Origin of the sequence: Paenarthrobacter sp. NPDC089675, assembly GCF_044749185.1 — a bacterium.
Taxonomy (GTDB): Bacteria; Actinomycetota; Actinomycetes; order Actinomycetales; family Micrococcaceae; genus Arthrobacter.
In genome coordinates, this window is record NZ_JBIVHM010000002.1 from 749,336 (window position 1) to 773,837 (window position 24,502).

Sequence of the window (24,502 nt, forward strand, 5' to 3'; positions counted from 1 at the left end):
CTAGAGCCCCACCGCTGCCATGAGGTGGCCGATTTCCTGCTTGCCGAGGTTCCGGATGCTGCCCTGGCGCTGGTCGCCGAGGCCGATCGGGCCAACCTTGACACGCACGAGCCGCTGGACCGGGAAGCCCACGGCGTCGAACATGCGACGGACAATGCGGTTCTTGCCCGAGTGCAGGACTACCTCGATGAGGACGTGGCCGGGGGTTGAATCGACCAGCCGGAAAGAGTCCACCGCGGCCACACCGTCTTCAAGCTCGACGCCGGACTTCAACTGGGCGCCGACACCCTGAGGGAACGGCCCACGGACCTGGACCAGGTACGTCTTGGGTACCTCATAGGACGGGTGAGTCAAGCGGTTGGCGAGTTCGCCGTCGTTGGTCAGCAGCAGCAGCCCCTCGGTGGCGACGTCAAGGCGGCCGACATGGAAGAGGCGTTCTCCGCGGTTCTTGTTGGTCTTGAGGTAATCGCTGATGCAAGGGCGGCCTTCGGGATCCTCCATGGTGGACACCACGCCCTTGGGCTTGTTGAAGACCATGTAGACGAGGGTTTCGTCGAGCTGGATCCGGATGCCGTCCACATGGATCACCGCGGTCTTCGGGTCCACACGCATGCCGAGCTCGGTGGTGATCTGGCCGTCGACCTCCACCCGGCCTTCAAGGATCATCTCCTCACAGACACGGCGGGAAGCCACGCCTGCCTGGGCCATGACCTTCTGCAGGCGTACGCCATCCGCGTCATGAAGTTCAGACTGGGGTACGTCCTGGCGGGGTCCGCGGTTGCGTCCGGGCTTACGGATTGGTCCGAGGTTCTGGCCGAAACGCTCGCTGCCAAACGCCTTTGAACCATACTGCTTGGCGTTGCCGGGCTTTGGCTTGGGCTTCAGCGCGCCGGGCGTACCAGGCGCCTTGCCGTAGCCGGGCTTGTTGGAGCCGGGCTTGCGGAAAGGCTTGGCCGGCTGCGCTGTCCGACGCCGTTCGGAACCGCCGGAAGCAGTGGCAGCATCCGGATCGAAGGGGCGTTCCTCGCGCGGCTTTGAAGCCCTGAACGGGCGGCCCTCGCCTTGGTTGTAAGCGCGCTTTCCGGCGCCGCTGCCCCCGCTGCGGCCCGTGAATCCGGCGCCGCCCGAGCGGCCCGCGCCGCCCCTGGCCTCATTGCGTCCAGAGCCGTTGCGTCCCGAACTGTTACGTGGTGAACCCTGGCGTCCCGCCTGTGTCATGACCCGTCCTTGTGTAGTGGTGGCCGGCTTTGCGTGCTCTGATCCACACTAGCCAGCCCGGCAGACATCGTCTGCCCTTGCTGCTGTGGCACCTGGAAGATGCCGATTACTCAATATGCTGTTGTTCCGGCGTGGGCAGTGCGCTCACATCCGGCTTGCGTCGTAGTACTCGTCGATCCCTTCCAGGCCGGGAAGGTGCGGTGACAGTTGCGGGAGTTCCGCTACTGAACCGATTCCCATTCTTTCGAGGAAATACGAGGTGGTCCGGTACAGGATCGCTCCGGACTCGGGATCGTTTCCGGCGTCTTCGATCAATCCCCGCTGCGTCAGGGTCCTGACCACGGAATCTACGTTAACGCCACGAATTGCGGACACGCGGGCCCTGGAAACGGGCTGGCGGTAAGCAATGACCGCCAACGTTTCCAGTGCGGCCTGGGTGAGCCGGGTGGTTTGCCCCTCGAGGACGAACCTGCCAACAATGTCCGCAAACTCCGGCCTCGAATATAGCCGCCATCCACCGGCGATGTTCCGCAATTCAAAACCCCGGGGTGCGTTGCTGAATGCGGCTGGGCCGTCAGCGTCCACGTCCGGGGCTTTAACAGTATAGCCGCTATACTCCTGCTGCAGTTCCCGCAGCAAATCCTCGACGACGCCCACCGTCACGTTGAGGCCTGCGGCCAGTTCTTCGGACGTCGCCGGTTCATCGATGACCATCAGGACCGCTTCCAGCGCGGCACGGGGTCCGCCGGGAAGTGCTTCCAGTTCCGCCAGGCCGTCACCATCAGCCGGTTGCTCAGTCACTGCCGCCTCCAACGTCTTGGTCTTCGTATTCTTCGCTCAGGTTGGAACTGTCCCAGTCCGCGTCATCGCCGGTCCAACGGACAGTCAGGACGGCCAGCGGTTCGGGTTGCTCGAAGGCCACAACACGGTCACGGAACATTTCCAGCAACGCAAGGAACCGGGCAACCACCACCAGGGAACTCTCCGCGTCGGCCACGAGCGCCTGGAACGTCAATGGCGCCCCCAACTGCAAACGGTAGCCAAGGATTTCGGCCTGCTCCTTGACGCTTACCGGTGGGGCATGGAGATGGTCGAGGCCAACCTCGGTGACCGGCGTTTCCTTCGGCTTCAGGGCCTTTGCAGCAAGTTCTGCGAACTGCTCCGGCGTGTGCCGCCAGACAAGTTCGGGCAGGAGCGCCGCGAAGTGTTGCTCCAGTGCAACCTGGCGCGGAAACCGCCGCCCCTCTTGTTCGAGCGTGCCGCCCAGGATTCCTGCAACCTGCTTGAAGGCTTTGTACTGCAGCAATCGTGCAAACAGGAGATCACGTGCCTCGAGAAGCGCAATGTCCTCGTCATCCTCCACTTCACCGGCCGGTAGAAGGCGGGCCGCCTTGAGGTCCAGAAGCGTGGCCGCGATGACCAGGAACTCGCTGGCCTCATCGAGAGCCCAGTCCTCTCCCAGTTCCTGCAGACGGCGGATGTACTTGATGAATTCATCGGTTACCGTGGCGAGGGCAACCTCAGTGATGTCCATCTTGTGCTTGGCAATCAGGCCCAAGAGGAGATCGAAGGGACCCGTAAAGTTGGCCAGCCGCACCTCGAAGCCGGATTTCCCGGCAGAGGAGGCATCGACGTCGGGCGTTTCCTCGGGTGCTGCCGACGCGGCGGACAGAACTGACGGTGCTGCCACGCTTGCAGTTACGGTGCGCCGCCGCGCGAGATAAGCTCCTTGGCCAACCTGCGGTAGGCATCGGCACCAACGTGGTTACCGGCGTAGCTGGTGATGGGCTCGGCTGCCACAGTTGCGTCGGCAAACTTAATGGACCGCTTGATGACGGTCTCGAAGACCTTGTCTCCGAACGCCTCCACCAATCGCGAAATCACTTCACGGCTATGCAGCGTGCGGGCGTCGTACATGGTGGCCAGGACGCCATCCACCTGAAGCCTGGGGTTGAGCCGGTCCTGGACCTTTTCGATGGTCTCAACCAGCAGGGCAACGGCCCGGAGGGCGAAAAACTCGCAAATGAGGGGAATGATCACGCCATGGGCGGCCGTCAGTGCGTTGACGGTCAGCAGGCCGAGGGAGGGCTGGCAGTCGATCAACACGACGTCGTATTCGTCTTCTACGCTCTTGAGGGCACGGTCCAGTACCTGCTCGCGGGCTACTTCATTGACAAGCTGGACTTCCGCCGCCGAGAGGTCGATGTTAGCGGGGAGCAGGTCAACGCCTTCCACTCCGGTCTGGTGGATGGCATCACGGATGCTCACCTTCCGGTCCATCAGCACGTTGTACACCGTGAGATCGAGCTCATGCGGGTTGACTCCCAAGCCTGCGGACAACGCGCCCTGGGGATCGAAGTCCACCAACAGCACCCTGCGTCCGTATTCTGCGAGCGCAGCAGCCAGGTTGATGGTAGAGGTGGTCTTGCCCACTCCACCCTTCTGGTTGACCATGGCAATTACCCTGGCCGGGCCGTGCGAGGCAAGCGGGGCAGGTTCCGGAAAGTCGCGATGAGGGCGGCCGGTAGGCCCCATGACGGCGTCTTCCAGATCGAGCTCGGTGCCTGCCAGGGTTGCTGTTCCCCGTTCGATGCTCACGTATCCAACCACTCTTTCGACGACGATCTTTCCTGCAGCTGATCCCCCGGATTCAGCCTTGCTACCCACCTAGGCTACAGCGACCGACACGGTATTTTGGGGAACTTGACTTTGTCCACACTTTGAGCCTTTACCCTCTAGTTGAGGTGGAAGGTTTGTGTCGGCAGGGCAAACCGGAAAGGCCGGCACCCTGCTGGGTGCCGGCCTTTCGCTGCGCTCTTGGCGTTACCGGGCCACAGCCGTCTGGCGGTCTTCGGTTTGGGCCTGTTCGGCTTCTTCACCATGGGCGAGCATGGTCTGCTCATCGAAGGGCAGGTTGCCGGAGAGGACCTGGTTGACCTGTTGGTTGTCGATCTCCTTGACCCAGGTGCCGATGAGTACCGTGGCAACAGCATTGCCGGTGAAGTTGGTCAGGGCCCGGGCCTCGGACATGAAGCGGTCGATGCCCACGATCATGCCGACGCCGCCCAGTAGTTCGGGCTTGTGGGCCTGGAGCCCTGCTGCGAGCGTCGCGAGTCCGGCGCCGGTGACGCCCGCCGCGCCCTTGGAGGCGATGATCATGAAGACCAGCAAGGAGATCTGGGCGCCAAGGTCGAGCGGGGTACCCATGGCGTTGGCTACGAACAGGGACGCCATGGTGAGGTAGATGGCCGTGCCGTCGAGGTTGAAGGAGTATCCGGTGGGAACCGTAACGCCAACCACGGGCTTGGAGACGCCGAGGTGCTCCATCTTGGCGATCAGGCGGGGCAGCGCAGCTTCAGAGGAAGACGTAGAGAAGATCAGGAGGTACTCACGGGCCAGGTACTTCATGAGCTTGAAAATGTTGACGCCGGCCACGGCCCGCAGGAGGGTGCCGAGGATGACCACGATGAAGAGCGCACAGGTGATGTAGAAGGCAAGCATCAGGGTGAACATGCTGAAGATAGCCTGTGCTCCGGTTGCGCCAACGACGGCGGCGATCGCACCGAAGGCGCCAACAGGGGCGAGCCACATGATCATGATCAGGATGCGGAAGACCAGGCGCTGGCCATGGCCGATGGCGTTCAGGATGGGCTGGCCCTGCTTACCCATTTTCTGCAGTGCAAAGCCGACCAGGATGGCTGCGAGCAGGGTGGGAAGGACAGGGATGTCACCAGGGATGATGCCTAGGAGGAAGTCCACGGTGCTGTCCGTGGCGGCCTTCTTGTTGGGGTCGTAGGGCGTCAGCTTCAGGCCCTCACCAGGGTGGATGAGGTTGCCCACCACAAGGCCGATCGCGAGCGCGAACGTGGACATCGCCACGAAGTAGCCAAGGGCCAGGCCACCCACCTTGCCGACGGTGGCAGCTTTGGCAATGGAGCCGATGCCCAGGACGATGGTGCAGAAGATGACCGGTGCGATCATCATCTTGATGAGCTTGATGAAGCCGTCACCAAGCGGTTTGAGCGACTTGCCCACTTCGGGGAACAGCAGGCCGACCACGGCGCCGAGCACTACAGCCAGGATGACGGCGATGTAGAGGTAATGCGACTTGTCGAGCCCCCTGCGTCCGCCGGTTACGGCAACTGCCGACTCTCCTCGTTGAGAGGTCATGGGAATCTCCTTCTGGATACTGTGTAAGGCGCTGCGGTCCTGCACTTGTGTCCAATCCGCTGCCCTTGTGTGATATCCATCATTCAGCCGGTCGTGACACACATCACCGTTGCGTTCATATTGGTCATGGGAGGCCAACACGTGTTTCATAGCTGGAGCATCGCCCGCCGCTTGTTCGTGGCGAACCTGCTGTTCGTCCTGCTGCTGACGGGTGTGTTCGGCGCCTTCTCGGTGGTGGAAGCAAGGGACCGCGCCTACGACGACGCCGGAGGCCGCACGCGTGCCGTGGCGACGTCCATCGCCAACAACCCTTTGGTCCTGCAGGCAGCCTCCACCGCGGACCCTTCTGCCATGCTCCAGCCATACGCGCTGAAGGTCATGGCCGAGGCGGGCGCCGATTTCATCACCATCATGGCCCCCGATAGGACCCGCTGGACACACCCACGGCCGGAAGAACTCGGCAAGCCCTACATTGGAACCATTGAACCGGCACTTCAGGGCCAGACCTTTACTGAGGTCACCGCAGGAACCTTGGGACCGTCAGTCCGAACCATTGCGCCCGTCAAGGACTCTTCGGGGACAATCAAGGCCTTGGTGGCGGCGGGCGTTACTGTCCGCACGGTTGACACTGATGTAGCTGAACGGCTGGGGGTCATTGGCGCCATTGCCTTGGGCGTGCTGTTCTTCGGCTCCGTGGCCGCCTGGTTGCTGGGCCGCTACTTGCGCTCCGTTACACGTGGCTGGGGCCCGGAACAGCTGGCCCAGCTCTTCGCCTACTACGAGTCGGTCCTGCACTCGGTACGGGAAGGCCTCATCCTCGTGGACACCCGCGGGAAGGCCGTGATGTACAACGACCAAGCCGCGGAACTGCTGGGACTGGAACCCTCCAAGGCAGACAGAGCCCCCGACCAGGCTCCCCGCCTCGCCGAGCTTCCCTTGGAAGGAAGCCTGAAGGCCCTGTTCGAGTCTGGGAGGCCGGCCCACGATGAGATCCACCTGACCGGGTCCCGCATCCTTGTTGTCAACCAGGCCCCGGCAGTTGCTCCCGTCCCGGCGAGGGGTCGTCAAAAGGCGGCTGTGTACGGCACCGTGGCTACCATCCGGGACCGGACGGAAATCGAGTCCTTGGGCACGGAACTGGAGACCATGAAGACCCTCTCCGACGCCCTCCGGGCGCAAACGCACGAACACGCCAACCGGCTGCACATGATCGTTTCCCTCCTGGAACTGGGCCGCACCCCGCAGGCCCTGGAATTTGCCACCAAAGACCTGGAACTCAGCCAGCAACTGACGGATGACATGCTTGCTTCGGTGGATGAACCGGTGATGAGCGCACTGGTGATGGGCAAGGCAGCGGAGGCCCATGAACGAGGCGTGGACCTCGCAGTGAGCACGTCCGGCAGCACAGGTGTCCGAGGCCTTGAAATCCAGGACCTCGTGACGATCGTGGGAAACCTGCTGGACAACGCCATTGACGCTGCGGCTGCAGGCGGGCTCCCCCGCAAGGTTCAGCTGGACGTCTTGACGAGTGCCGAGGCCGTGGAATTCATCGTCCGCGACTCCGGCTCCGGCATCGACCCCGGCTCTATCGACGACGTGCTGCAGTACGGCTACAGCACGAAGTCCGACTCCAGCGACCCGCGCGGCAGCCACGGCCGCGGCGTCGGGCTCGCCCTCGTCCGGCAGGCGGTCCAGAGGCTGAACGGTACTATGACCATCGGTAAAGCAGGGTCCACCGGTAAAGCAGGGTCCACCGCTGAAGCCGGGTCGGACGGCACAGGTGCCGTCGATACCCCTGGCGGCGCGGAATTCCATGTTGTGCTGCCCGCCCCCGTCACCGTCCCCAAGGAAGAGAAGGCATGACAGACATCCGCGTCCTGGTGGTCGAGGACGAACCCATCGCCTCGGACGCCCATTCCGTCTACGTCGGCAGGATCGACGGGTTCACCCTGGCAGGCACCGCCCCGGACGGACAATCGGCGCTCCGCATCCTCGGCGAATTCGCTGCTTCCGGTTCCCCTGTGGACCTGGTGCTGCTGGACATGAACCTGCCGGACCTTCACGGACTGGACGTTGCCCGGCGCATGCGCTCGGCGGGGATCTTTGCCGACATCATCGCCATCACTGCAGTACGGGAACTCAGCATAGTGCGCAGTGCGGTGTCCATCGGCGTCGTTCAGTACCTCATCAAGCCCTTCACGTATGCGACCTTCGCGGACAAACTCAAGAGCTACCGGACGTTCCGCGATCAACTCGCCGGCTCCGTTGCCGGGACCTCGAAGGCCGGTGCGTCCCAAAGCGATGTGGACCAGGCGTTCGCAAGCCTTCGCGCACCCACCGAACTGCCGCTGCCCAAGGGCTTGTCTCCGTCCACCCTTGAAGCCGTGAAGGACCTGGTCAGGACGCGGGAACTACCGGTGTCAGCCAGTGAGGTCATGGACGCCCTCGGCATGTCCCGCGTCACGGCGCGCCGGTACTTGGAGTACCTTGCCGACGCAGGAACAGTAACCCGGACACCGCGATATGGAACTCCGGGACGCCCGGAGAACGAATACGGTTGGCGTCGAAGCTAGGCCAGCCCATGTATACAAAATAGGCAAAATATGCGAAATTGATGGTTTACCGGCACCGCTGTGTATACACTCGACATCATGAGAGCGAGTGATCGAGCCTACGCGGCGCTGCGTGAGGACATCATCGAGTGGCGACTCCTACCCGGCGCCGTGCTGGCGGAGGTGGAGCAGTCCGAGCGTTTGGGCGTCTCGCGGACGCCCGTGCGGGAGGCGCTGGGCCGCTTGACGGCGGAGGGATTGACGACGCCGGCCGGCGGCCGCGGCGTAGTGGTCACCGACATCTCCATGGACAGCATCGACGAACTTTTCGAATTGCGTGAAACCCTCGAAGTCAGGGCGGCCGGCCTTGCTGCCGAACGCGGAGAACCGGGTATCTTCAAGGATTTGCGGGCCCGGCTCCTGGGCGCCCCTTTGCTGCTGCACGATGCCGATCCTGCCCGCCACGAGTACTACGCGCTGGTGGGCCTCCTCGACGAAGCCATAGACGCCGCGATCGCCAATTCCTACCTGGCCCAGGCCATGCGCACCCTCCGCGTGCACCTCGTGCGGGTCCGCCGCCTCGCTGCCGACGACGTCGCGAGGCTCAAGGCCGCGGCAGCGGAGCACGCAGCCATTGCCGAGGCCATAGCGGCGGGCAACAGCCGCCTCGCGGAAGCAGCCACCACAGTCCACCTGCACAGAAGCCTCACCCACCTCAAAGCAGCCCGCCCGGCGCACTCTTAGCGTCCACAAGAAGTGAAGGATCCAATAATGGTCACGAAGCACCACGTCCGTGTTTACAAATCAGAGGAGAACCTGCCCCGTGAGGAGCAGTTGGCCCACAAGATCGCTGTGGTGGCCGCCGATCCCGTGGAGGTCACACCCGAGGTGGAGGACATGGTGATCAACCGGATCATCGACAACGCCTCGGTCGCGATCGCTTCGCTGAACCGCGCACCGATCGTCGCTGCCCGTGCGCAGGCTTTAACCCACGCTCCAAGCACGGGCGGCAAGGGCGCCTCGGTGTTCGGCATTGAAGAGCGCGTCTCCCCCGAATGGGCCGCGTGGGCAAACGGCGTAGCCGTGCGCGAACTGGACTACCACGACACCTTCCTCGCCGCGGACTACTCCCACCCCGGCGATAACATCCCGCCGATCCTGGCCGTCGCCCAGCATGTCGGTTCCAACGGTGCCGACCTGGTACGGGCCATCGCCACCGGGTACGAGATCCAGGTGAACCTGGTCAAGGCCATCTGCCTGCACAAGCACAAGATCGACCACGTAGCCCACCTCGGCCCCTCCGCCGCCGCCGGGATCGGCACGCTCCTGGGCCTGGACGTGGAGACCATCTTCCAGTCCGTCGGCCAGGCCCTGCACACCACCACCGCCACCCGCCAGTCCCGCAAGGGCGAAATCTCCACCTGGAAAGCCCACGCCCCCGCTTTCGCCGGAAAGATGGCCGTGGAAGCCGCGGACCGGGCCATGCGCGGACAGACCTCGCCCGTGCCGATCTACGAAGGCGAAGACGGCGTGATCGCCTGGATGCTCGACGGCCCGGACGCCTCCTACGAAGTGCCGCTGCCGGAGAAGGGCGAAGCCAAGCGCGCCATACTGGACACCTACACCAAGGAACACTCCGCCGAATACCAGGCCCAGGCCTGGATCGACCTTGCCCGCAAACTCCACCGCGAACACCCCGAAACAACCAACCCGGCCAACGTGGCCTCGGTGCTGATCAAGACCAGCCACCACACGCACTACGTCATCGGTTCCGGCGCCAACGATCCCCAGAAGTACTCCCCCACTGCGTCCCGGGAAACCCTGGACCACTCCATCCCGTACATCTTCACCGTCGCACTGCAGGACGGCGCCTGGCACCACGTGGACTCCTACGCCCCCGAACGCGCTGCCCGCCCGGACACCGTGGAACTCTGGCACAAGGTCACCACCGTCGAAGACCCCGAATGGACCCGCCGCTACCACTCCCTGGACATCGCCGAGAAGGCCTTCGGCGGTTCCGTAGAGATCACGCTCACGGACGGCACGGTCATCACGGACGAGATCGCCGTAGCAGACGCGCACCCCCTCGGCGCCCGGCCCTTCGCCCGCGAACAGTACGTGAACAAGTTCCGCACGCTGGCCGCCGGTTTGGTTGAGGAAGCCGAGATCGAAAGGTTCCTCGCCGCCGTCGAACGCGTCACGGAACTGGGCCCCGGCGAGCTGGACCAGCTCAACATCACCGCCGCCCCCGGCGTGATCAACCTCGAAGCAGCTCCGAAGGGCCTGTTCTAAATGCTGTACTCCAAGACCACCCCCGAACAGAAACGCCTGCGCCTGCGGGAATTGCTGAACTCCGGGACCATCTCCCAGTTCCCGGGTGCGTTCAACCCCCTCTCGGCCCGGTTGATTGAGGAGAAGGGCTTCGCCGGGGTCTACATCTCCGGCGCCGTCCTGGCCAACGACCTCGGCCTGCCCGACATCGGCCTGACCACCCTCACCGAAGTCGCCACAAGGGCAGGACAGATCGCCCGCATGACCGAGCTGCCCTCCCTCGTGGACGCCGACACCGGATTCGGTGAACCCATGAACGTGGCCCGCACCATCCAGGAACTCGAAAACGCCGGCCTGGCAGGCTGCCACATCGAGGACCAGTTCAACCCCAAGCGCTGCGGCCACCTGGATGGCAAGAACGTGGTGGACATCGACACCGCCACCAAACGCATCCGCGCCGCAGCCGACGCGCGCCGCGACCCGAACTTCCTCATCATGGCCCGCACCGACATCCGTGCCACTGATGGACTCCAGGCTGCACAAGAGCGCGCCAAAGCACTGGTGGACGCCGGGGCCGACGCGATCTTCCCCGAAGCCATGCGTGACCTGAGCGAATTCCAAGCCATCCGCGACGCCGTGGACGTACCGATCCTGGCCAACATGACCGAGTTCGGAAAAAGCGAGCTCTTCACCGTTGAACAGCTCCAAAACGTCGGGGTGAACATGGTCATCTACCCCGTCACCCTTCTCCGCATTGCCATGGGCGCCGCAGAGCGTACTCTGGAAACGATCAAGGCTGCGGGGACCCAAGAGGCACAAGTAAAAAACATGCTCACGCGTGCGCGCCTCTATGAACTCGTGGATTACGAGGCATACAACCAGTTCGATACCGGCGTTTTCAATTTCCACGTTCCTGGCATCCGCTAGGGCAAGGATCATCAAGGGGACGCAGGAACGGGGTCTCCCGGACCTGCACAAGAACGAAGGAGTTCAGCATGGCAGCTGAAGACATCAAAAAGGGCCTCGCCGGCGTCGTGGTGGACTACACCGCCGTTTCCAAGGTCAACCCGGACACCAACTCCCTCCTGTACCGCGGATACCCGGTCCAGGAACTCGCGGCCAAGTGCAGCTTCGAACAGGTCGCGTACCTTCTCTGGAACGGCGAACTTCCCGATGAGGCGCAGCTTGCGGAGTTCACGGCCCGCGAGCGCGCCGGCCGTGCCCTGGACCCGGTGGTGAAGTCGGTGGTAGATACCCTGCCAACCACGGCCCACCCCATGGATGTTTGCCGGACGGCTGCTTCCGTGCTGGGAGCCCGGCATGAACTGGCGGAGGACTCTTCCCCCGAAGCGAACATGAAGAAGGCAATCGATCTGTGGGCCGCGATGCCCGCCGTCGTGGCGTACGATCAGCGCCGGCGCCGCGGCCAGGATGCGATCGGGCCGCGTGAGGACCTGGATTACTCTGCGAACTTCCTCTGGATGACCTTCGGGGAAGAGCCGGTGGACGAGGTGGTTGAGGCCTTCAACGTCTCGATGATCCTGTACGCGGAGCACTCCTTCAACGCTTCCACGTTCACCGCGCGCGTGGTCACCTCCACGCTCTCGGACCTGCATTCGGCAGTGACCGCTGCCATCGGCGCCCTGAAGGGTCCGCTGCACGGAGGCGCCAACGAAGCCGTCATGCACACCTTCGACGAGATTGGCATCCGCACGGAGGAGTCCCTCGAAGAGGCGGCATCGCGCGCCAAGACCTGGATGGAAGACGCGCTGGCCCACAAGAAGAAGGTCATGGGCTTCGGACACCGCGTCTACAAGCACGGCGACTCCCGTGTGCCCACCATGAAGGCCGCCTTGGACAAAATGATCGCCCACTACGGACGTCCGGAGCTCCTGGGCCTCTACAACGGGCTGGAGCAGGCCATGGACGAGGCCAAAGCCATCAAGCCAAACCTTGACTACCCTGCCGGCCCCACGTACCACCTGATGGGTTTCGACACCCAGACATTTACCCCGTTGTTCGTCGCCAGCCGCATTACCGGCTGGACCGCCCACGTGATGGAGCAGTTGGCCTCGAACTCATTGATTCGGCCGTTGAGCGAATACAACGGCCCGGAAGAGCGGCACGTCCCCTAAAGGGGAACGGCCTCAGGCAACACCAACGACGGCGGACCGGTCACCTCAGGTGACCGGTCCGCCGTCGTCCGCTGTCCAGTCGCGGCTATTCAGCGCCTGACCACGCGGCAGTGTGTACCTCGGCTACGTTCTGGTTGTCGGGTGCCAAGTCAACACGCACCGCAATGCGTTGCCCGGCAATCATGGCAGGCAACCAATGCTCGGCATCGGCCCACATCCGTTCCACCGGAAGTTGCGCCACCGGGTACCACCGCGGCGCGATTTCGTCGCTCTCGGAGGGCTCGCCCTGCCAGGCACGGGTCAAATAGACGGTCGTGGCCATGTTCCACTCAGGCCGCGCCGGGAACATGAAATCCACGGTGCCGGCAGGGACCAGATCCGCGGCCCGCACCACAACATTGATCTCCTCCATGACCTCCCGGCATGCTGCCTCGGCGGCAGTCTCCCCGGCTTCGACATGGCCGCCGACACCCACCACCTTGCCTCGTCCGAAGCCTGTCTTCTTTGTCCCGAGAAGGACGTGCTGACCGTCCGCATCATCGCGGAGCAGGAAGCACAACGTCACATGCGCTGCTGTCATGCTGCCCACCTTAGCCCGGCTCCCCCGCAGCTGCCGCCATTGCTACAGTGAGCCCATGAGCGAAGCCGGGGGCGAACTACGCGGAACTGAAGACGCACGGGAAGGCGTGGGGGACGCCGTACCTGCCGTCGTCGTACCCGCCGTCGTCCCCGTCGGCCGACCTGCCGCCCGCCCAGAGGTACGAAAAGTAAAGGCTGCGGTTCGACGACCCTCTCTTGACGGCGACGAGCGAATTCCCCGCTGGCTGGTGCTGCACCCGCTCTACGCAGGATGGGTCTGGATTGTCCTGTGGTCGGCACTGATCGTACTGGATGAAGTGGTGGATCTGGCCGGCTGGACCTGGTACCTGCTGGTCTTGTTGGCTGCGCTGCCTCCCCTCGTGGCTACCCTGGCTGTTCTCCAAGCTACGCCGCGCAGCCACCTCAAGGCGGTTGATGCCACCGTCCTGGGCCACTTCTTCGTCCGTTTCCTGGCCCTCGTCGCCGCCTTCTTTGTCTGGGCTGCGTCGGTGGTGATGAGTGCATCGATTTCCACCACAGTGCAGTCCGTCATCGGAGACTCCGAGAAGGAAGTGACCGCCCTCGGATTCAACCTCATGCTCGCGTCCGTGCCCCTGGTGTTGTCCGTTCTGTGGATGGCGTTCATTGTAAGGTGCGCCTGGTTCCTCCGCAGGCTGCGGGGATGGCGCGAAGTACCTGGAACAACCCGGGTGCCCAAGAAGTTCCTCAAGGGTCGTCCCCGCCTGAAGCGGGTGGTGGTGGGACTGGCCCACCCCGGGCTGCTGCTGGTGGCCGGCCTGGGCACGTCGCTGCTGGCGGTCTTCCTGGACGCCTTTCAGTCCACCTTCAGCCTGATCCTCTGACGGGTCTGGTCACAAGACGAACAAACCGGGCTAGCCCAACGCGCGGGGGTGGGCGGCCGCATAAACCTCCCGCAGGGTATCGGCGGTCACCAGCGTATAGACCTGCGTTGTGGTCACTGACGCGTGACCCAGCAATTCCTGGACTACCCGCACATCCGCTCCGCCTTCCAGCAAGTGCGTTGCGAAGGAGTGTCGAAGAGTGTGGGGTGAGACATCCTTGGTGATGTTGGCCTTCTCCGCCGCTGTCTTCAGGATGGACCAAGCACTTTGGCGACTGATCCTGCCACCCCGGGCGTTCAGGAACAGCGCGGGTGTGCCTTTGCCCTTGGAGGCCAGCAGTGGTCGCCCCCGGACCACGTAGGCACCGACTGCCCGCGCACCGTACGAGCCCATGGGCACCAGGCGCTCTTTGGAACCCTTACCGAACAGACGGACAATGGCGGGTTCGTCACCAATTCCTTCGAGTGAAACATCGTCCACGTCCAAGCCCACAGCTTCGCTGATACGGGCGCCCGTTGAATACAGGAACTCCAAAAGGGCCCGGTCCCGCAGCCCTGTTGCCGTATCCGTGCCTGCAGCTTCGAGGATGCGCGTGACCTCATCAACGCTGATGGCCTTTGGAAGCCGTTTGCCGGGCATGGGCGGGTGGACCTCACTTGCAGGATCCGATGAAGTAAGGCCTTCAAGGGCCCAGAACTTATGCAAGCCGCGGACGGCAACGACTGTCCTGGCAGCAGACCTGACAGCCAGCGCAGAGGCGCCATCGGAACCCTCGGACAGTGCTTGAACAAAGGCCGTCACATGTCGCCGCGTGATATCGCCCGGGTCACCGACCTCTTGGCCGGCAAGGAAGTTCGCGTAGCGTGACAGGTCCCGCCGATAGGCTGCCAAGGTGTTGGTTGCAAGGCCGCGTTCCACACCGATGTGCTGAAGATAATCGATGATCCCGCGGTCAATACCGGTGGCGGGGCGGGTTGCGGCGTCGGCCACGCTTAGCGCTGGCTCGGGTGCGCGGGCCAGGGGGCATCGGCGGGGCGGAGGCTGCTGAAACCGTCGGCCTTGGCTGCGGCCGCCGCCAGGATGCCCAGAACAGCGGAGGGATTATGCAGCCGGCCCTCAAGAACAGCCCGCACGGCGTCCTCAAGCGGAACCCAATGCAACTCGATTTCCGCCTCTTCGTCAGTTCGAACGTGTCGGTCGGCTTCCGGAACATCGCTGAGTCCGCGGGCCAGGTAGATGCGGACCGCTTCGCTGGAGGATCCGGGCGAGTTGAAGAAATCCACCAGCACGTTCCAGGTGGCCGCTTTGAGATCGGCTTCTTCGGCCAGCTCACGGGCTGCGCCGACGACGAAGTCCTCGCCCTCAACGTCAAGCAAACCTGCCGGGATCTCCCAAAGATCCATGGAGACAGGGTGACGGTACTGCTTCAACAGCAGGACCTCGCCGTCAACGTTCATGGGAAGGACGGCCACAGCACCGGGATGATCTATGTAATCCCGGACCAGGGCGTCCGTGTCCTCGCCAAGCTGGAACGTATCGCTGACGACGTCCCAAATCCGGCCTTCATAAACCTTGCTGGAGGACAAAAGACGGCGCGGGCTCGGTACATCCGAAACCTGCCTTGCTGTGCGGGGGGTTTCAGAAGTACCGGGCATCGCGCCGTCCTTTGCTCGTGCGTGTATTTACTTTGCTGCTACTGTGCGGGCACCGGTATCGGTTCCCACAGCCGCGCCCTCGCGACGCTCCAGCGCGGCCTTGACCAGGCCCGCGAACAGCGGATGCGGCCTGGTGGGGCGGGAGCTGAGTTCGGGGTGCGCCTGGGTTGCGACGTAGTACGGGTGGACTTCGCGGGGAAGTTCCACGAACTCCACCAGCTTCCCGTCCGGCGAAGTACCCGAGAAGACCAGACCTTCGGCCGCGATCTGCTCACGATACTTGTTGTTGACCTCGTACCGGTGGCGGTGGCGTTCGCTGACCGTAGTGGAGCCGTAGGTTTCCGCAATGACGGAGCCCTCGTCCAGCTTGGCTTCGTAAAGGCCCAGGCGCATGGTGCCGCCAAGGTCTCCCTTGCCGTCCACGATGTCCAACTGCTCTTCCATGGTGGCGATGACCGGGTACTTGGAATCGGGCTCGAACTCGCTGGAGGAAGCACCCTCGAGGCCGACCACGTTGCGGGCGTACTCAATCACCATGCACTGCAGGCCGAGGCAGAGGCCCAGTACCGGCAGCTTGGTTTCCCGGGCGAACTTCAGCGCGCCCAGCTTGCCCTCGAGACCCCGGATGCCGAAGCCGCCGGGAACACAGATGGCGTCGACGCCGGCCAGCGATTTCTGCGCACCAGCAAGGGTCTCGCACTCGTCCGAAGGCACCCAACGGATCTTGACCTTGGCCTCGTTGGCGAAACCGCCGGCGCGGAGGGCTTCGGTGACCGAGAGGTAGGCGTCGGGAAGGTCGATGTATTTGCCGACCAGGGCGACCTCTACGTGGTGCTTGGGGTTGTGGACAGCTTCGAGCAGCTTGTCCCACTTGCTCCAATCAACATCCTTGAACGGCAGGTCCAAGGCACGCACGATGTAGGAGTCCAGGCCCTGGGAGTGCAGGGTCTTGGGGATGTCGTAGATGCTCGGCGCGTCCGCGGCGTTCACTACGGCGTCGATATCGACGTCGCACATCCGGCCGATCTTCTCGCGCATGGCCTCAGGCACTTCGCGGTCCGAGCGGATCACGATCGCCTCGGGCTGGATACCGATGGAACGCAGCGCCGCGACGGAGTGCTGGGTCGGCTTGGTCTTCAGTTCCTGGGAGGGTCCGATGTACGGAACCAGCGATACGTGCAGGAAGAAGACGTTGGTCCGGCCGATGTCCTGGCGGACCTGCCGGGCGGACTCAAGGAAAGGCTGCGATTCGATATCGCCCACCGTGCCGCCGATTTCGGTGATGATGACGTCGGGAGCGTTCTTGCCCTCGGCGGGAAGGCGCATACGGCGCTTGATCTCATCGGTGATGTGCGGGATGACCTGGACCGTATCGCCGAGGTACTCGCCACGGCGTTCCTTGGCGATGACCGTGGAGTAGATCTGGCCCGTTGTGACGTTGGCCGAACCCTCAAGGTTTTCATCGAGAAAGCGCTCGTAGTGTCCGATGTCGAGGTCGGTCTCAGCGCCATCGTCAGTCACGAAAACTTCGCCGTGCTGGAAGGGATTCATCGTGCCCGGATCCACGTTCAGATAGGGATCGAGCTTCTGCATAGTTACAGACAAACCGCGTGCCCGCAGCAGGTGGCCGAGGCTGGAAGCCGTCAGACCCTTACCGAGCGAGGACGCCACACCACCGGTGACGAAGATGTGTTTGGTCGTCTTGGACGAGCCCGGGAACCGGGAATTTACACGGGAATTTGATCGCTGCACCACGGAATTCGAGCTTATCATCAATTACGCCTTCCAAGCGTCCTGTTCGGATTCCCCAAATGGTCCATGTTTGCCCGGTTCCCGCCTGCAATCAAGAGCAGAGCCGGAGGAAATGCCCGGATGTGATGGTGCTCCCAGTTTCCGGCCCCACCTTGCTAGGCGCGTTGCGGCAGCAGTTTTGCGTCATCGAGCAGCTCCTGCGCATGTGCCTGTGCGGACTCCGAGTCCTCTTGCCCTGCCAACATACGGGCCAGTTCCTTGACCCGTTCGTCCTCGGACAGCAACTGGACATCGCTGGAGGTAAACCCGCTGGTGGTCTTGCCGTCCGACCCGCGCACGGAGGTTTTGGTCACCCTGATGTGCTGGTCAGCGAACGCTGCCACCTGTGGCAAGTGGGTCACTACCAGCACCTGTACGTGGCGTGCCAGCATCGCCAGCCTGCGTCCGATTTCGACGGCGGCCCGTCCGCCGACACCCGCGTCCACCTCGTCAAAGACGAACGTAGGAACAGGATCCACGGCCGCGAGCACCACCTCAATGGCGAGCATGACGCGGGAAAGTTCACCACCGGAGGCGCCCTTGCCGAGAGGCCGGGCAGGCGCCCCGGAGTGCGGGCGCAGGAGGAAGGAAATCTCGTCCGTACCCCATGGGCCCAAGGTCCCGGCGTCCTCAACTTCGATGACCAGGGTGGCGTCAGCCATCGCCAGGGCCTTCAACTCCGCGCTGACACGGGCGGACAAGTCCTTGGCGGCCTTGAGCCGCGCCTTGGTGATGACTCCCGCCATCTTGCGAAGCTTGTCCTCGGACGAGGCCACCTCGGCGTCCAAGGACTCGATACGGCTGGAATCGTCCTGGAGCTCGTCCAAGCGGACCCGGGCCGTAGCAGCCCACTCCAGGACCTCGTCAATGCTCGGAGCGTACTTGCGGATCAGCTTGGCAAGGGCGGCCCGGCGTTCCTCGATCTCGGAGAGACGCTCCGGCCCCTCCGTATCCAAGGCTGCCTGGTAGCTCGAGAGCTCAGCAGCAATGTCGTTCAGCAGGAAACCCACCTCGGCCAACCTGGCCGCGGCGGCGCCGAGGGTTTCATCGTGCTCGGCCACATGTTCGAGGGTCCGCTTTGCCGCGTCCACCAACGACGTTGCATCGCCGGATTCGCCGAATTCTTCCGCGATGAGGGATTCGTGCGCCGAAGCCGCGGCAATCCGCAGCTCTTCGACGTTTGCGAGTTTCACCGCTTCGGCCTTGAGGGTTTCGTCTTCGCCGGGCTGGGGGTCGATCTCATCGATCTCCGTCAGGGCCGCGTCCAAGGACTCTGCCTCGCGCAGCCGCTCGCGTGCCTCATTCCGCAACGACTCCAGTTCGGCCTGGATCGTCTTCCAATGCCTGTAAAGGTCCTGGTACTCCCCCAGTGATTTGGCCAGGGAGGCGCCGGCGAAGCGATCCAAGGCATGCCGTTGCGCAGCCGCACCTTTCAAGCGGATCTGGTCCGTCTGCCCATGCACCACCACCAGGCTTTCACCCAGCTCTGCAAGGACGCCTACAGGGGCGGTCCGACCACCGACGTAGGCGCGGCTGCGGCCATCGGCTCCCACGGTGCGGGCAAGCAGCAGCTCCGCCACGCCGTCGTACTCTTCAGCCTCGCCGCCGGCCTCACGGGTACGTTCCACGGCGCTGTGGGTGGGATCGAGCTTCAGGACCGCTTCCGCTGAAGCGGACTTGGCGCCGTTGCGCACGGCACCGGCGTCCGAACGGGCGCCCAGAAGAAGCCCGACGGCGGTGACCACCATGGTCTTACCGGCGCCGGTTTCGCCGGTGACGACGCTGAGGCCGGGGCCCAACGGCAGGGCGGCGTCAGTGATGACGCCAAGATCACGGATTCGGAGCTCTTCAAGCATTTTTCACTTCGCATTCGTGGGATCGGAGGGTTCACCGTGCCCAGGTTCGTGCGGGCTGGGCAGGGGCGCCGGTGAAGGGGTTCGGATCACTGGGATCGGGCCGGTATGGACTTCGCCCCTTCGCGGCGCCGGACCACGCCATCCGTGGATGGGCAACTGGAACTTGCGGACCAAACGGGCAGAGAACGGAGTCATGTGTGTCCGTGCCAAGCGCACCGGGGTCGCCGACTTGGTGACCTCCACCCTTGCCCCCGGCGGAAGGTCCACCGAACGGCGGCCATCGCACCAAAGGACACCTACGGCATCGGTCCGGTTCATGATCTCAACGGCAAGCTTCGATGTGGGGGAAACGACCAAGGGCTTGGCGAAAAGAGCGTGGGCACTGATCGGCACAATAACCAGGGCTTCCACTTCCGGCCACACCACGGGACCTCCGGAGGAGAAGGCGTAGGCAGTGGAACCGGTAGGGGTAGCGAGCACCACGCCGTCGCAACCAAAAGACGTCAGCGGACGTTCATCCACTTCCGTAACGACTTCCAACATGCGTTCGCGGTTGGCCTTCTCGATCGCGGCCTCGTTGAGGGCCCAGGTATGCCAGATCTTCCGGCCCTTGATCCACACCTGGACATCGATGGTCATGCGCTCTTCCACCGTGTACTGGCGGCTCGCAATCCATTCGACGGTCTGGGCGAGATCGGCCCGCTCGCTCTCGGCGAGGAAGCCCACATGGCCCAGGTTCACGCCCAGCAGTGGAACATCCACCTCGCGGACCAATTCGGCGGCGCGGAGGATGGTGCCGTCTCCACCAAGCACCATGACCAACTCGACGTCTTCCAGGCTCACATGGTCGTGGAGGATCTCAATGGGCGTATCCACGGCGCCATAGAAGCGCTCAACATCAGCCAGTTCCGATTTCTGCAGCACCGGTACCAGGCCGGACGAATGCAGTTGCGTGCAGGCATCCCACGCAGCTCGAAGGGAATCCTCCCGTCCTGTGTGGGCAAGGACAAGTACGCGCCTGCTCATCGGGTTCTGCTTTCTAGTGGTTTGGCCAGAGGGTCTTGATCAACGCAGCAACGTGCCCGTCCCGCTCTTCGATCTTAGGCAACACCGCCGACATCCTGCGTTTCATCCACAGGAAGTACTCAACATTTCCGTCCTGGCCCGGCAAAGGACTCGCTGCGAGGCCCGCCAGCTCAAGGCCTGCGTCCACTGCCGCCCGGGCCACCTGGGCGACCGCCCGGCGTCGTTCATGGTCCGATGACACCACACCCGTACGGCTGAGGCGTTCTTTGCCCACTTCGAATTGCGGCTTCACCATGAGGACAAGGTCGCCGCCAGGTTCAGTGCACGCGGCAAGAGGCTCAAGCACAAGCGTGAGGGAGATGAAGGAAAGATCCGCCACAGTCAGCGATACCGGGCCGCCAATGGTGTCGGGAGTCATGTAACGGACATTCATGCCCTCATGGACCTCTACCCGAGGATCATCGCGGAGCGACTGGACCAGCTGTCCGTGCCCGACGTCGACTGCCACCACGCGCGTGGCGCCCTCCCGCAGCAGGACATCAGTGAAGCCTCCCGTGGAGGCCCCGGCGTCGAGGCACCTGCGGCCGCTCACCAGCACCCTTGGGAAGGCGGCCAAAGCCCCGGCGAGTTTATGCCCGGCACGGCTGACGTAAATGTCCTCCGGATGGGCTTCTACGCTCAGGTCAGTTCCACCATCGACGGCCATTGAGGCCTTGGACAGCTGAGCGCCGCCCGAGCTGACCTTGCCGTCGCTGATCAGCTTGGCCGCATGCGTGCGGGACCTCGCCAACCCACGGGAGACGAGTTCCTGATCAAGCCTTGCCATGTGTCAGGAGCTGCCTTCCGGTTTCCGGGGTGCTGCCGGCGGCAAGCCCGGTTCGGCGTCGAGCGCTTCCAGCAAAGAATCATGAAGCGCCGAGTAACGTTCCGCATGTCCGGACACCGCGAGGTCCCCGATGCCATCCAACAGTCCCAGCGCCCGATCCACCGGGGTATCCCCTGTGGCTTCGACGGGGACGGGCCATGGCACGTCGGGGTGCTGGAGCTCGCTATCCATCTCGTGTCCGGACTCAGTCATCAAACCAGCCTAGCGGGACTGCCACTCAAGCTCGGGGGCGCGGGCCGCCGCCGCATCGGGCACAGCTGCCCACCACGCCGCACAGGCAGCACGCCAGGCATCCAGGTCTTCCTCGGATCCGAGCACCGTCACCGTGGTGTCCACCAACGAAGCAGCCGCTGAACCGCAGCGGAACGTGCCGGCGTCGTTCACTACCTCAGGGTACGGCTCGTAAAGGTCCCCGAGATCCGCCAACAAGTACGTGGGCCGTTCGTCCGTACGTGCAGCCAAAATGCTGTACGTGGTGTCCACTCCGGTCAGCACCGCGGCCGTTGCGTAGCCTGCCCGGTTCCCACCGAGAATGTCCGTGTCCAAGCGGTCACCCACCACCAGCGGACGGTCAGCCCCCAGCCGCTTGGCAGCTGCATGGAAGAGCGGGGCTTCGGGTTTGCCGGCGACCATAGGCTTCTTTCCTGTCGCCGCGGCCACCGCAGCCACCAACGTGCCGTTGCCGGGCGCCATGCCGCGGGCCTGCGGAATGGACATGTCAGTATTCGTTGCGAACCACTGAGCACCGCCGGCCACCACGTAGGACGCTTCGGCCAGGTCCTTCCAGCCAAGGTCCGGATTGAATCCCTGGACAACGGCCACCGGATTTTCCGCGGCACTGTGAACCGGTTTGAGGCCCACAAGCTCGATCTCGTGCGCCAGGGCAGCACTCCCTGTGATCAGCACATGGGCACCCGCGGGCAATAGCGACGCCATGAGTTCGCCGGCGGCTTGCGACGAACTCACCACCTGCTCGTCCTCCGCCGGGGCACCAAGTTCACGCAGATGGGCGGCAACCTGGGCCGGAGTCCTTGAGGCGTTGTTCGTGACGTAGCCCAGGCCCACGCCGACCGTTTCGAGGCGCTTGAGTGATTCCACAGCACCGGGAATGGCATGAGGACCGGCATACACCACTCCGTCGAGATCCGAAAGGACAGCGTCGAAGGATGAGATCAGCGAATCAGCCATTCCGGGATTCTTCACTCGGGTCCTCGGCGTCGTCTTCATCCGGTTCCGCGGAATCGATGTCCGACTCTGCGTCGTCTGACTCAAAGTAGTCGGACTCCGCGTCATCAACTTCAAGCTCATCGTGCTCGGCATCGGCTGCCGCCGCCTCCGCGATCACGGTCTCGGCCTCAACAGGTACGACGGCGGCGTCCCCATCGACCTTCTTGAACCGCGGCTTCCGCTCGGCTGCTTCTTCTTCCTCATCCCAGCCAAGGTCGAGGATCTCCGGTTCGGCGAACTCCCCAACGCCCAAGGCATTCTCTGCCACAACGGCCTGGCGCTCCCACTTGACCGCTTCCTCTGCCCGGCCGGCGGCCGTCAGGGCCTCAGCATAGGCACGGAACAAACGGGGGCTGTAGGAGAAGGCGCGGTTGATGTCCAGCTGCGGGATTTCCAGCTCGGCCACGGCGGCATCCAACTGGTTCAGATCGGCCCGAGCACCCGACGCAACGATGGCCAGCTCTACCTTGCCGGGAGCATCCAGATCCTGGGCCTCAGGCGAACGCACCATGTCCAAAGCCCGGTCCGCCCGGCCAAGGCCACGCTCGCAGTCGGCCATGACCGGCAGGTGCACGTTAGAACCACTGATACGACGGTAGGTACGGAACTCACGCAGCGCCTCGCCGTAGTGGCCGGCGGCGTAAGCGGTCAGGCCAACGGCTTCACGCACAACCGACAAACGACCACCGCGACGGCTCGCCGCCAAGGCATGCTGGAAAGCAAGCTCAGGTTCAATGTCGATAAGACGCCCCGCCATCACCAGGTGCTTGGCAACCCAGCCCGCGTTCTGGTCTTCGAGTGTCTTGATCTGGTGCGCGGTGGCGCGGTCCAGTTCCTTGCCGGTTACGTCCGGATCAATCTCCGGCGAACGCTCGCGGTCAGGGCGGTTGGAGCTGCGGATGTCCCTGGCGTTCGGAACGCGTGCCGGGCGGTCTTCCCGGGGCCCACGGTCTTCCCGGGGCCCACGGTCGCCGCCGAACGAACGACGGTCATCACCATCACGGCGCGGACGGTCAAAGTTACGAGGGCCACGGTCTTCCCTGGGGCCACGGTCCCCACCGAACGAACGACGCTCGCCACCATCACGACGCGGACGGTCACCGAAAGGCTTGCGATCACGGTCACCACGGGGGCCACGGTCGCCGTCGAACGAACGACGGTCATCACCGTCACGGCGCGGACGGTCGCCGAAGGGCTTGCGATCACGATCTCCCCGGGGGCCACGGTCGCCGTCGAACGAACGACGGTCATCACCGTCACGGCGCGGACGGTCGCCGAAGGGCTTACGATCACGGTCACCACCGAACGACCGGCGCTCGTCACCGTCACGGCGCGGACGGTCGAAGTTGCGAGGGCCACGCTCAGAACGATCACCGAAGGGCTTACGATCACGATCTCCACCGAACGACCGGCGCTCGTCACCGTCACGGCGCGGACGGTCGCCGAAGGGCTTGCGATCACGGTCACCACCGAACGAACGACGCTCACCGCCATCACGGGCCGGACGATCACCGTACGGGCGTCCTTGGTCATTCCCGCCACGGTCGTCCCTGGAGCGGAACCCGCGGGGGTCGCCACCGGAATTGTTGTTCGGCCGGAAAGACCCGCGGTCTCCCCTGTTATTACCGAAGTTCCCGCGATTACCGCCGCGATTGCCACCGTTGTGCTCAGCCATTGTGGATTCCTCCTGTTGCGAGCCGACCAGTGGCGCGTGCGTAGTCGCTCATAACCCGTATTTCGTTTTCACGCAGCCGGCAGCGGACCACTGCCGGCTCGTATGTCTATATACAATTCTAGGCGAACCGTCTTCGGCGAAAGAACGCCGTTGGCCCACAGGCCGTTCTCGTGGGTAGTCTCACAAGATCGGATGGGAGCCTGGGTCTTTGGTGGTGCTGTGGTGGTTAAGTAGCTGGAGCCCCGACCGTCGTGGTCGGGGCTCCAGCCTGTAATGGTTGTCCGGCGGTGTCCTACTCTCCCACACCCTCCCGGGTGCAGTACCATCGGCGCTGTGGGTCTTAGCTTCCGGGTTCGGAATGGGACCGGGCGTTTCCCCCACGCTATGACCGCCGTAACCTTTTCACCCGTTCCCCCCGTGTGTGTGGGGGGGTGGGAAGTCTGTGGTGGTTACAACTGTGGTGTTGTTATTCGGTTGTGTGGTGTTCCCTGGTTTTTCAACGTTTGGGTTGTTGGTTGGGAACCACATAGTGGACGCGTGCAGTGTGTGTTGTGTGGTGTAAGTTGTTGGCCTATTAGTACCGGTCAGCTTCACGAGT

General features: G+C 63.7%; 23 protein-coding genes and 1 rRNA gene. 8 read left to right on the forward strand and 16 right to left on the reverse strand.

Going from position 1 to position 24,502, the window contains the following annotated elements; all coding sequences use genetic code 11:
• The 5 genes from ACIPY2_RS07480 to ACIPY2_RS07500 form a co-directional block, all read right to left on the reverse strand.
• Positions 1–1,218 carry a pseudouridine synthase gene (locus ACIPY2_RS07480; protein WP_400265714.1) on the reverse strand — a complete coding sequence of 406 codons (1,218 nt, stop codon included), beginning with the start codon at positions 1,216–1,218 and terminating at the stop codon, positions 1–3.
• 144 nt (positions 1,219–1,362) lie between these two features.
• A complete protein-coding gene (locus tag ACIPY2_RS07485) occupies positions 1,363–2,019 on the reverse strand; it encodes an SMC-Scp complex subunit ScpB (protein ID WP_400265715.1) in 657 nt (218 codons plus the stop codon).
• Positions 2,012–2,890 (reverse strand): segregation and condensation protein A, encoded by an 879-nt coding sequence (locus tag ACIPY2_RS07490; RefSeq protein WP_400265763.1) that lies wholly within the window; start codon positions 2,888–2,890, stop codon positions 2,012–2,014. Before ACIPY2_RS07490 ends, ACIPY2_RS07485 begins: the two co-directional genes overlap by 8 nt.
• 26 nt (positions 2,891–2,916) lie before the next feature.
• Positions 2,917–3,816: a ParA family protein gene (locus tag ACIPY2_RS07495; RefSeq protein WP_400265716.1), complete on the reverse strand. Its 900-nt coding sequence runs from the start codon at positions 3,814–3,816 to the stop codon at positions 2,917–2,919.
• A gap of 225 nt (positions 3,817–4,041) precedes the next feature.
• The gene (locus ACIPY2_RS07500) at positions 4,042–5,388 is read right to left on the reverse strand and encodes a cation:dicarboxylate symporter family transporter (RefSeq protein ID WP_400265717.1); all 1,347 of its coding nucleotides are present in this window, start codon (positions 5,386–5,388) and stop codon (positions 4,042–4,044) included.
• 141 nt (positions 5,389–5,529) lie between these two features.
• Between ACIPY2_RS07500 and ACIPY2_RS07505 the strand changes: the two genes are divergently transcribed.
• From ACIPY2_RS07505 to ACIPY2_RS07530, 6 genes are all read left to right on the forward strand, one after another.
• On the forward strand, positions 5,530–7,251 hold the full coding sequence (locus ACIPY2_RS07505) for an ATP-binding protein (protein WP_400265718.1): 1,722 nt from the start codon (positions 5,530–5,532) through the stop codon (positions 7,249–7,251).
• The gene (locus tag ACIPY2_RS07510) at positions 7,248–7,961 is read left to right on the forward strand and encodes a response regulator (RefSeq protein ID WP_400265719.1); all 714 of its coding nucleotides are present in this window, start codon (positions 7,248–7,250) and stop codon (positions 7,959–7,961) included. The genes ACIPY2_RS07505 and ACIPY2_RS07510 overlap by 4 nt, the downstream gene beginning before the upstream one ends.
• Before the next feature lie 78 nt (positions 7,962–8,039).
• A complete protein-coding gene (locus tag ACIPY2_RS07515; RefSeq protein ID WP_400265720.1) occupies positions 8,040–8,684 on the forward strand; it encodes a GntR family transcriptional regulator in 645 nt (214 codons plus the stop codon).
• Between the two features lie 27 nt (positions 8,685–8,711).
• Entirely contained in the window at positions 8,712–10,232 is a 1,521-nt protein-coding gene (locus ACIPY2_RS07520; RefSeq protein WP_400265721.1) for an MmgE/PrpD family protein, read from the forward strand.
• Positions 10,233–11,138, forward strand: coding sequence for a methylisocitrate lyase (prpB, locus tag ACIPY2_RS07525; RefSeq protein ID WP_400265722.1), 906 nt, complete (start codon positions 10,233–10,235; stop codon positions 11,136–11,138).
• A gap of 68 nt (positions 11,139–11,206) precedes the next feature.
• A complete protein-coding gene (locus ACIPY2_RS07530; RefSeq protein WP_400265723.1) occupies positions 11,207–12,346 on the forward strand; it encodes a bifunctional 2-methylcitrate synthase/citrate synthase in 1,140 nt (379 codons plus the stop codon).
• Positions 12,347–12,431: 85 nt separating this feature from the next.
• Here ACIPY2_RS07530 and ACIPY2_RS07535 read toward each other — a convergent pair whose 3' ends face one another.
• A complete protein-coding gene (locus ACIPY2_RS07535; protein WP_400265724.1) occupies positions 12,432–12,926 on the reverse strand; it encodes an 8-oxo-dGTP diphosphatase in 495 nt (164 codons plus the stop codon).
• A 55-nt stretch (positions 12,927–12,981) separates the two neighbouring features.
• Between ACIPY2_RS07535 and ACIPY2_RS07540 the strand changes: the two genes are divergently transcribed.
• Positions 12,982–13,788: a hypothetical protein gene (locus ACIPY2_RS07540; RefSeq protein ID WP_400265725.1), complete on the forward strand. Its 807-nt coding sequence runs from the start codon at positions 12,982–12,984 to the stop codon at positions 13,786–13,788.
• 30 nt (positions 13,789–13,818) lie between these two features.
• Here ACIPY2_RS07540 and xerD read toward each other — a convergent pair whose 3' ends face one another.
• From xerD to ACIPY2_RS07585, 9 genes are all read right to left on the reverse strand, one after another.
• A complete protein-coding gene (gene xerD / locus ACIPY2_RS07545; protein ID WP_400265726.1) occupies positions 13,819–14,778 on the reverse strand; it encodes a site-specific tyrosine recombinase XerD in 960 nt (319 codons plus the stop codon).
• 2 nt (positions 14,779–14,780) lie between these two features.
• Positions 14,781–15,443, reverse strand: coding sequence for an NUDIX domain-containing protein (locus tag ACIPY2_RS07550; protein ID WP_400265727.1), 663 nt, complete (start codon positions 15,441–15,443; stop codon positions 14,781–14,783).
• Between the two features lie 27 nt (positions 15,444–15,470).
• Entirely contained in the window at positions 15,471–17,216 is a 1,746-nt protein-coding gene (locus tag ACIPY2_RS07555) for a CTP synthase (RefSeq protein WP_400265728.1), read from the reverse strand.
• Positions 17,217–17,350: 134 nt separating this feature from the next.
• On the reverse strand, positions 17,351–19,090 hold the full coding sequence (gene recN / locus ACIPY2_RS07560) for a DNA repair protein RecN (protein WP_400265729.1): 1,740 nt from the start codon (positions 19,088–19,090) through the stop codon (positions 17,351–17,353).
• A gap of 3 nt (positions 19,091–19,093) precedes the next feature.
• Positions 19,094–20,116 carry an NAD kinase gene (locus tag ACIPY2_RS07565; protein WP_400265730.1) on the reverse strand — a complete coding sequence of 341 codons (1,023 nt, stop codon included), beginning with the start codon at positions 20,114–20,116 and terminating at the stop codon, positions 19,094–19,096.
• 13 nt (positions 20,117–20,129) lie between these two features.
• The gene (locus ACIPY2_RS07570; protein ID WP_400265731.1) at positions 20,130–20,942 is read right to left on the reverse strand and encodes a TlyA family RNA methyltransferase; all 813 of its coding nucleotides are present in this window, start codon (positions 20,940–20,942) and stop codon (positions 20,130–20,132) included.
• A gap of 3 nt (positions 20,943–20,945) precedes the next feature.
• Positions 20,946–21,194 carry a hypothetical protein gene (locus ACIPY2_RS07575; protein ID WP_400265732.1) on the reverse strand — a complete coding sequence of 83 codons (249 nt, stop codon included), beginning with the start codon at positions 21,192–21,194 and terminating at the stop codon, positions 20,946–20,948.
• Positions 21,195–21,203: 9 nt separating this feature from the next.
• Entirely contained in the window at positions 21,204–22,190 is a 987-nt protein-coding gene (locus ACIPY2_RS07580) for an HAD-IIA family hydrolase (RefSeq protein ID WP_400265733.1), read from the reverse strand.
• Positions 22,183–22,899, reverse strand: coding sequence for a hypothetical protein (locus ACIPY2_RS07585; RefSeq protein WP_400265734.1), 717 nt, complete (start codon positions 22,897–22,899; stop codon positions 22,183–22,185). The genes ACIPY2_RS07580 and ACIPY2_RS07585 overlap by 8 nt, the downstream gene beginning before the upstream one ends.
• Positions 22,900–22,938: 39 nt before the next feature.
• Between ACIPY2_RS07585 and ACIPY2_RS07590 the strand changes: the two genes are divergently transcribed.
• A complete protein-coding gene (locus ACIPY2_RS07590; protein WP_400265735.1) occupies positions 22,939–23,958 on the forward strand; it encodes a hypothetical protein in 1,020 nt (339 codons plus the stop codon).
• Positions 23,959–24,183: 225 nt separating this feature from the next.
• Here the strand turns inward: ACIPY2_RS07590 and rrf are convergent.
• Positions 24,184–24,300 (reverse strand): 5S ribosomal RNA (rrf, locus tag ACIPY2_RS07595).
• Positions 24,301–24,502: the final 202 nt, after the last annotated feature.

Coding starts and splice junctions, on each gene's coding strand:
- ACIPY2_RS07590 (WP_400265735.1), top strand. CDS start 22,939: ATGCTGGAAAGCAAGCTCAGGTTCAATGTCGATAAGACGCCCCGCCAT.
- ACIPY2_RS07535 (WP_400265724.1), bottom strand. CDS start 12,926: ATGACAGCAGCGCATGTGACGTTGTGCTTCCTGCTCCGCGATGATGCG.
- ACIPY2_RS07510 (WP_400265719.1), top strand. CDS start 7,248: ATGACAGACATCCGCGTCCTGGTGGTCGAGGACGAACCCATCGCCTCG.
- ACIPY2_RS07550 (WP_400265727.1), bottom strand. CDS start 15,443: ATGCCCGGTACTTCTGAAACCCCCCGCACAGCAAGGCAGGTTTCGGAT.
- ACIPY2_RS07540 (WP_400265725.1), top strand. CDS start 12,982: ATGAGCGAAGCCGGGGGCGAACTACGCGGAACTGAAGACGCACGGGAA.
- recN (WP_400265729.1), bottom strand. CDS start 19,090: ATGCTTGAAGAGCTCCGAATCCGTGATCTTGGCGTCATCACTGACGCC.
- ACIPY2_RS07580 (WP_400265733.1), bottom strand. CDS start 22,190: ATGGCTGATTCGCTGATCTCATCCTTCGACGCTGTCCTTTCGGATCTC.
- ACIPY2_RS07515 (WP_400265720.1), top strand. CDS start 8,040: ATGAGAGCGAGTGATCGAGCCTACGCGGCGCTGCGTGAGGACATCATC.
- ACIPY2_RS07565 (WP_400265730.1), bottom strand. CDS start 20,116: ATGAGCAGGCGCGTACTTGTCCTTGCCCACACAGGACGGGAGGATTCC.
- prpB (WP_400265722.1), top strand. CDS start 10,233: ATGCTGTACTCCAAGACCACCCCCGAACAGAAACGCCTGCGCCTGCGG.
- ACIPY2_RS07575 (WP_400265732.1), bottom strand. CDS start 21,194: ATGACTGAGTCCGGACACGAGATGGATAGCGAGCTCCAGCACCCCGAC.
- ACIPY2_RS07480 (WP_400265714.1), bottom strand. CDS start 1,218: ATGACACAGGCGGGACGCCAGGGTTCACCACGTAACAGTTCGGGACGC.
- ACIPY2_RS07530 (WP_400265723.1), top strand. CDS start 11,207: ATGGCAGCTGAAGACATCAAAAAGGGCCTCGCCGGCGTCGTGGTGGAC.
- ACIPY2_RS07570 (WP_400265731.1), bottom strand. CDS start 20,942: ATGGCAAGGCTTGATCAGGAACTCGTCTCCCGTGGGTTGGCGAGGTCC.
- ACIPY2_RS07555 (WP_400265728.1), bottom strand. CDS start 17,216: ATGATAAGCTCGAATTCCGTGGTGCAGCGATCAAATTCCCGTGTAAAT.
- ACIPY2_RS07520 (WP_400265721.1), top strand. CDS start 8,712: ATGGTCACGAAGCACCACGTCCGTGTTTACAAATCAGAGGAGAACCTG.
- ACIPY2_RS07500 (WP_400265717.1), bottom strand. CDS start 5,388: ATGACCTCTCAACGAGGAGAGTCGGCAGTTGCCGTAACCGGCGGACGC.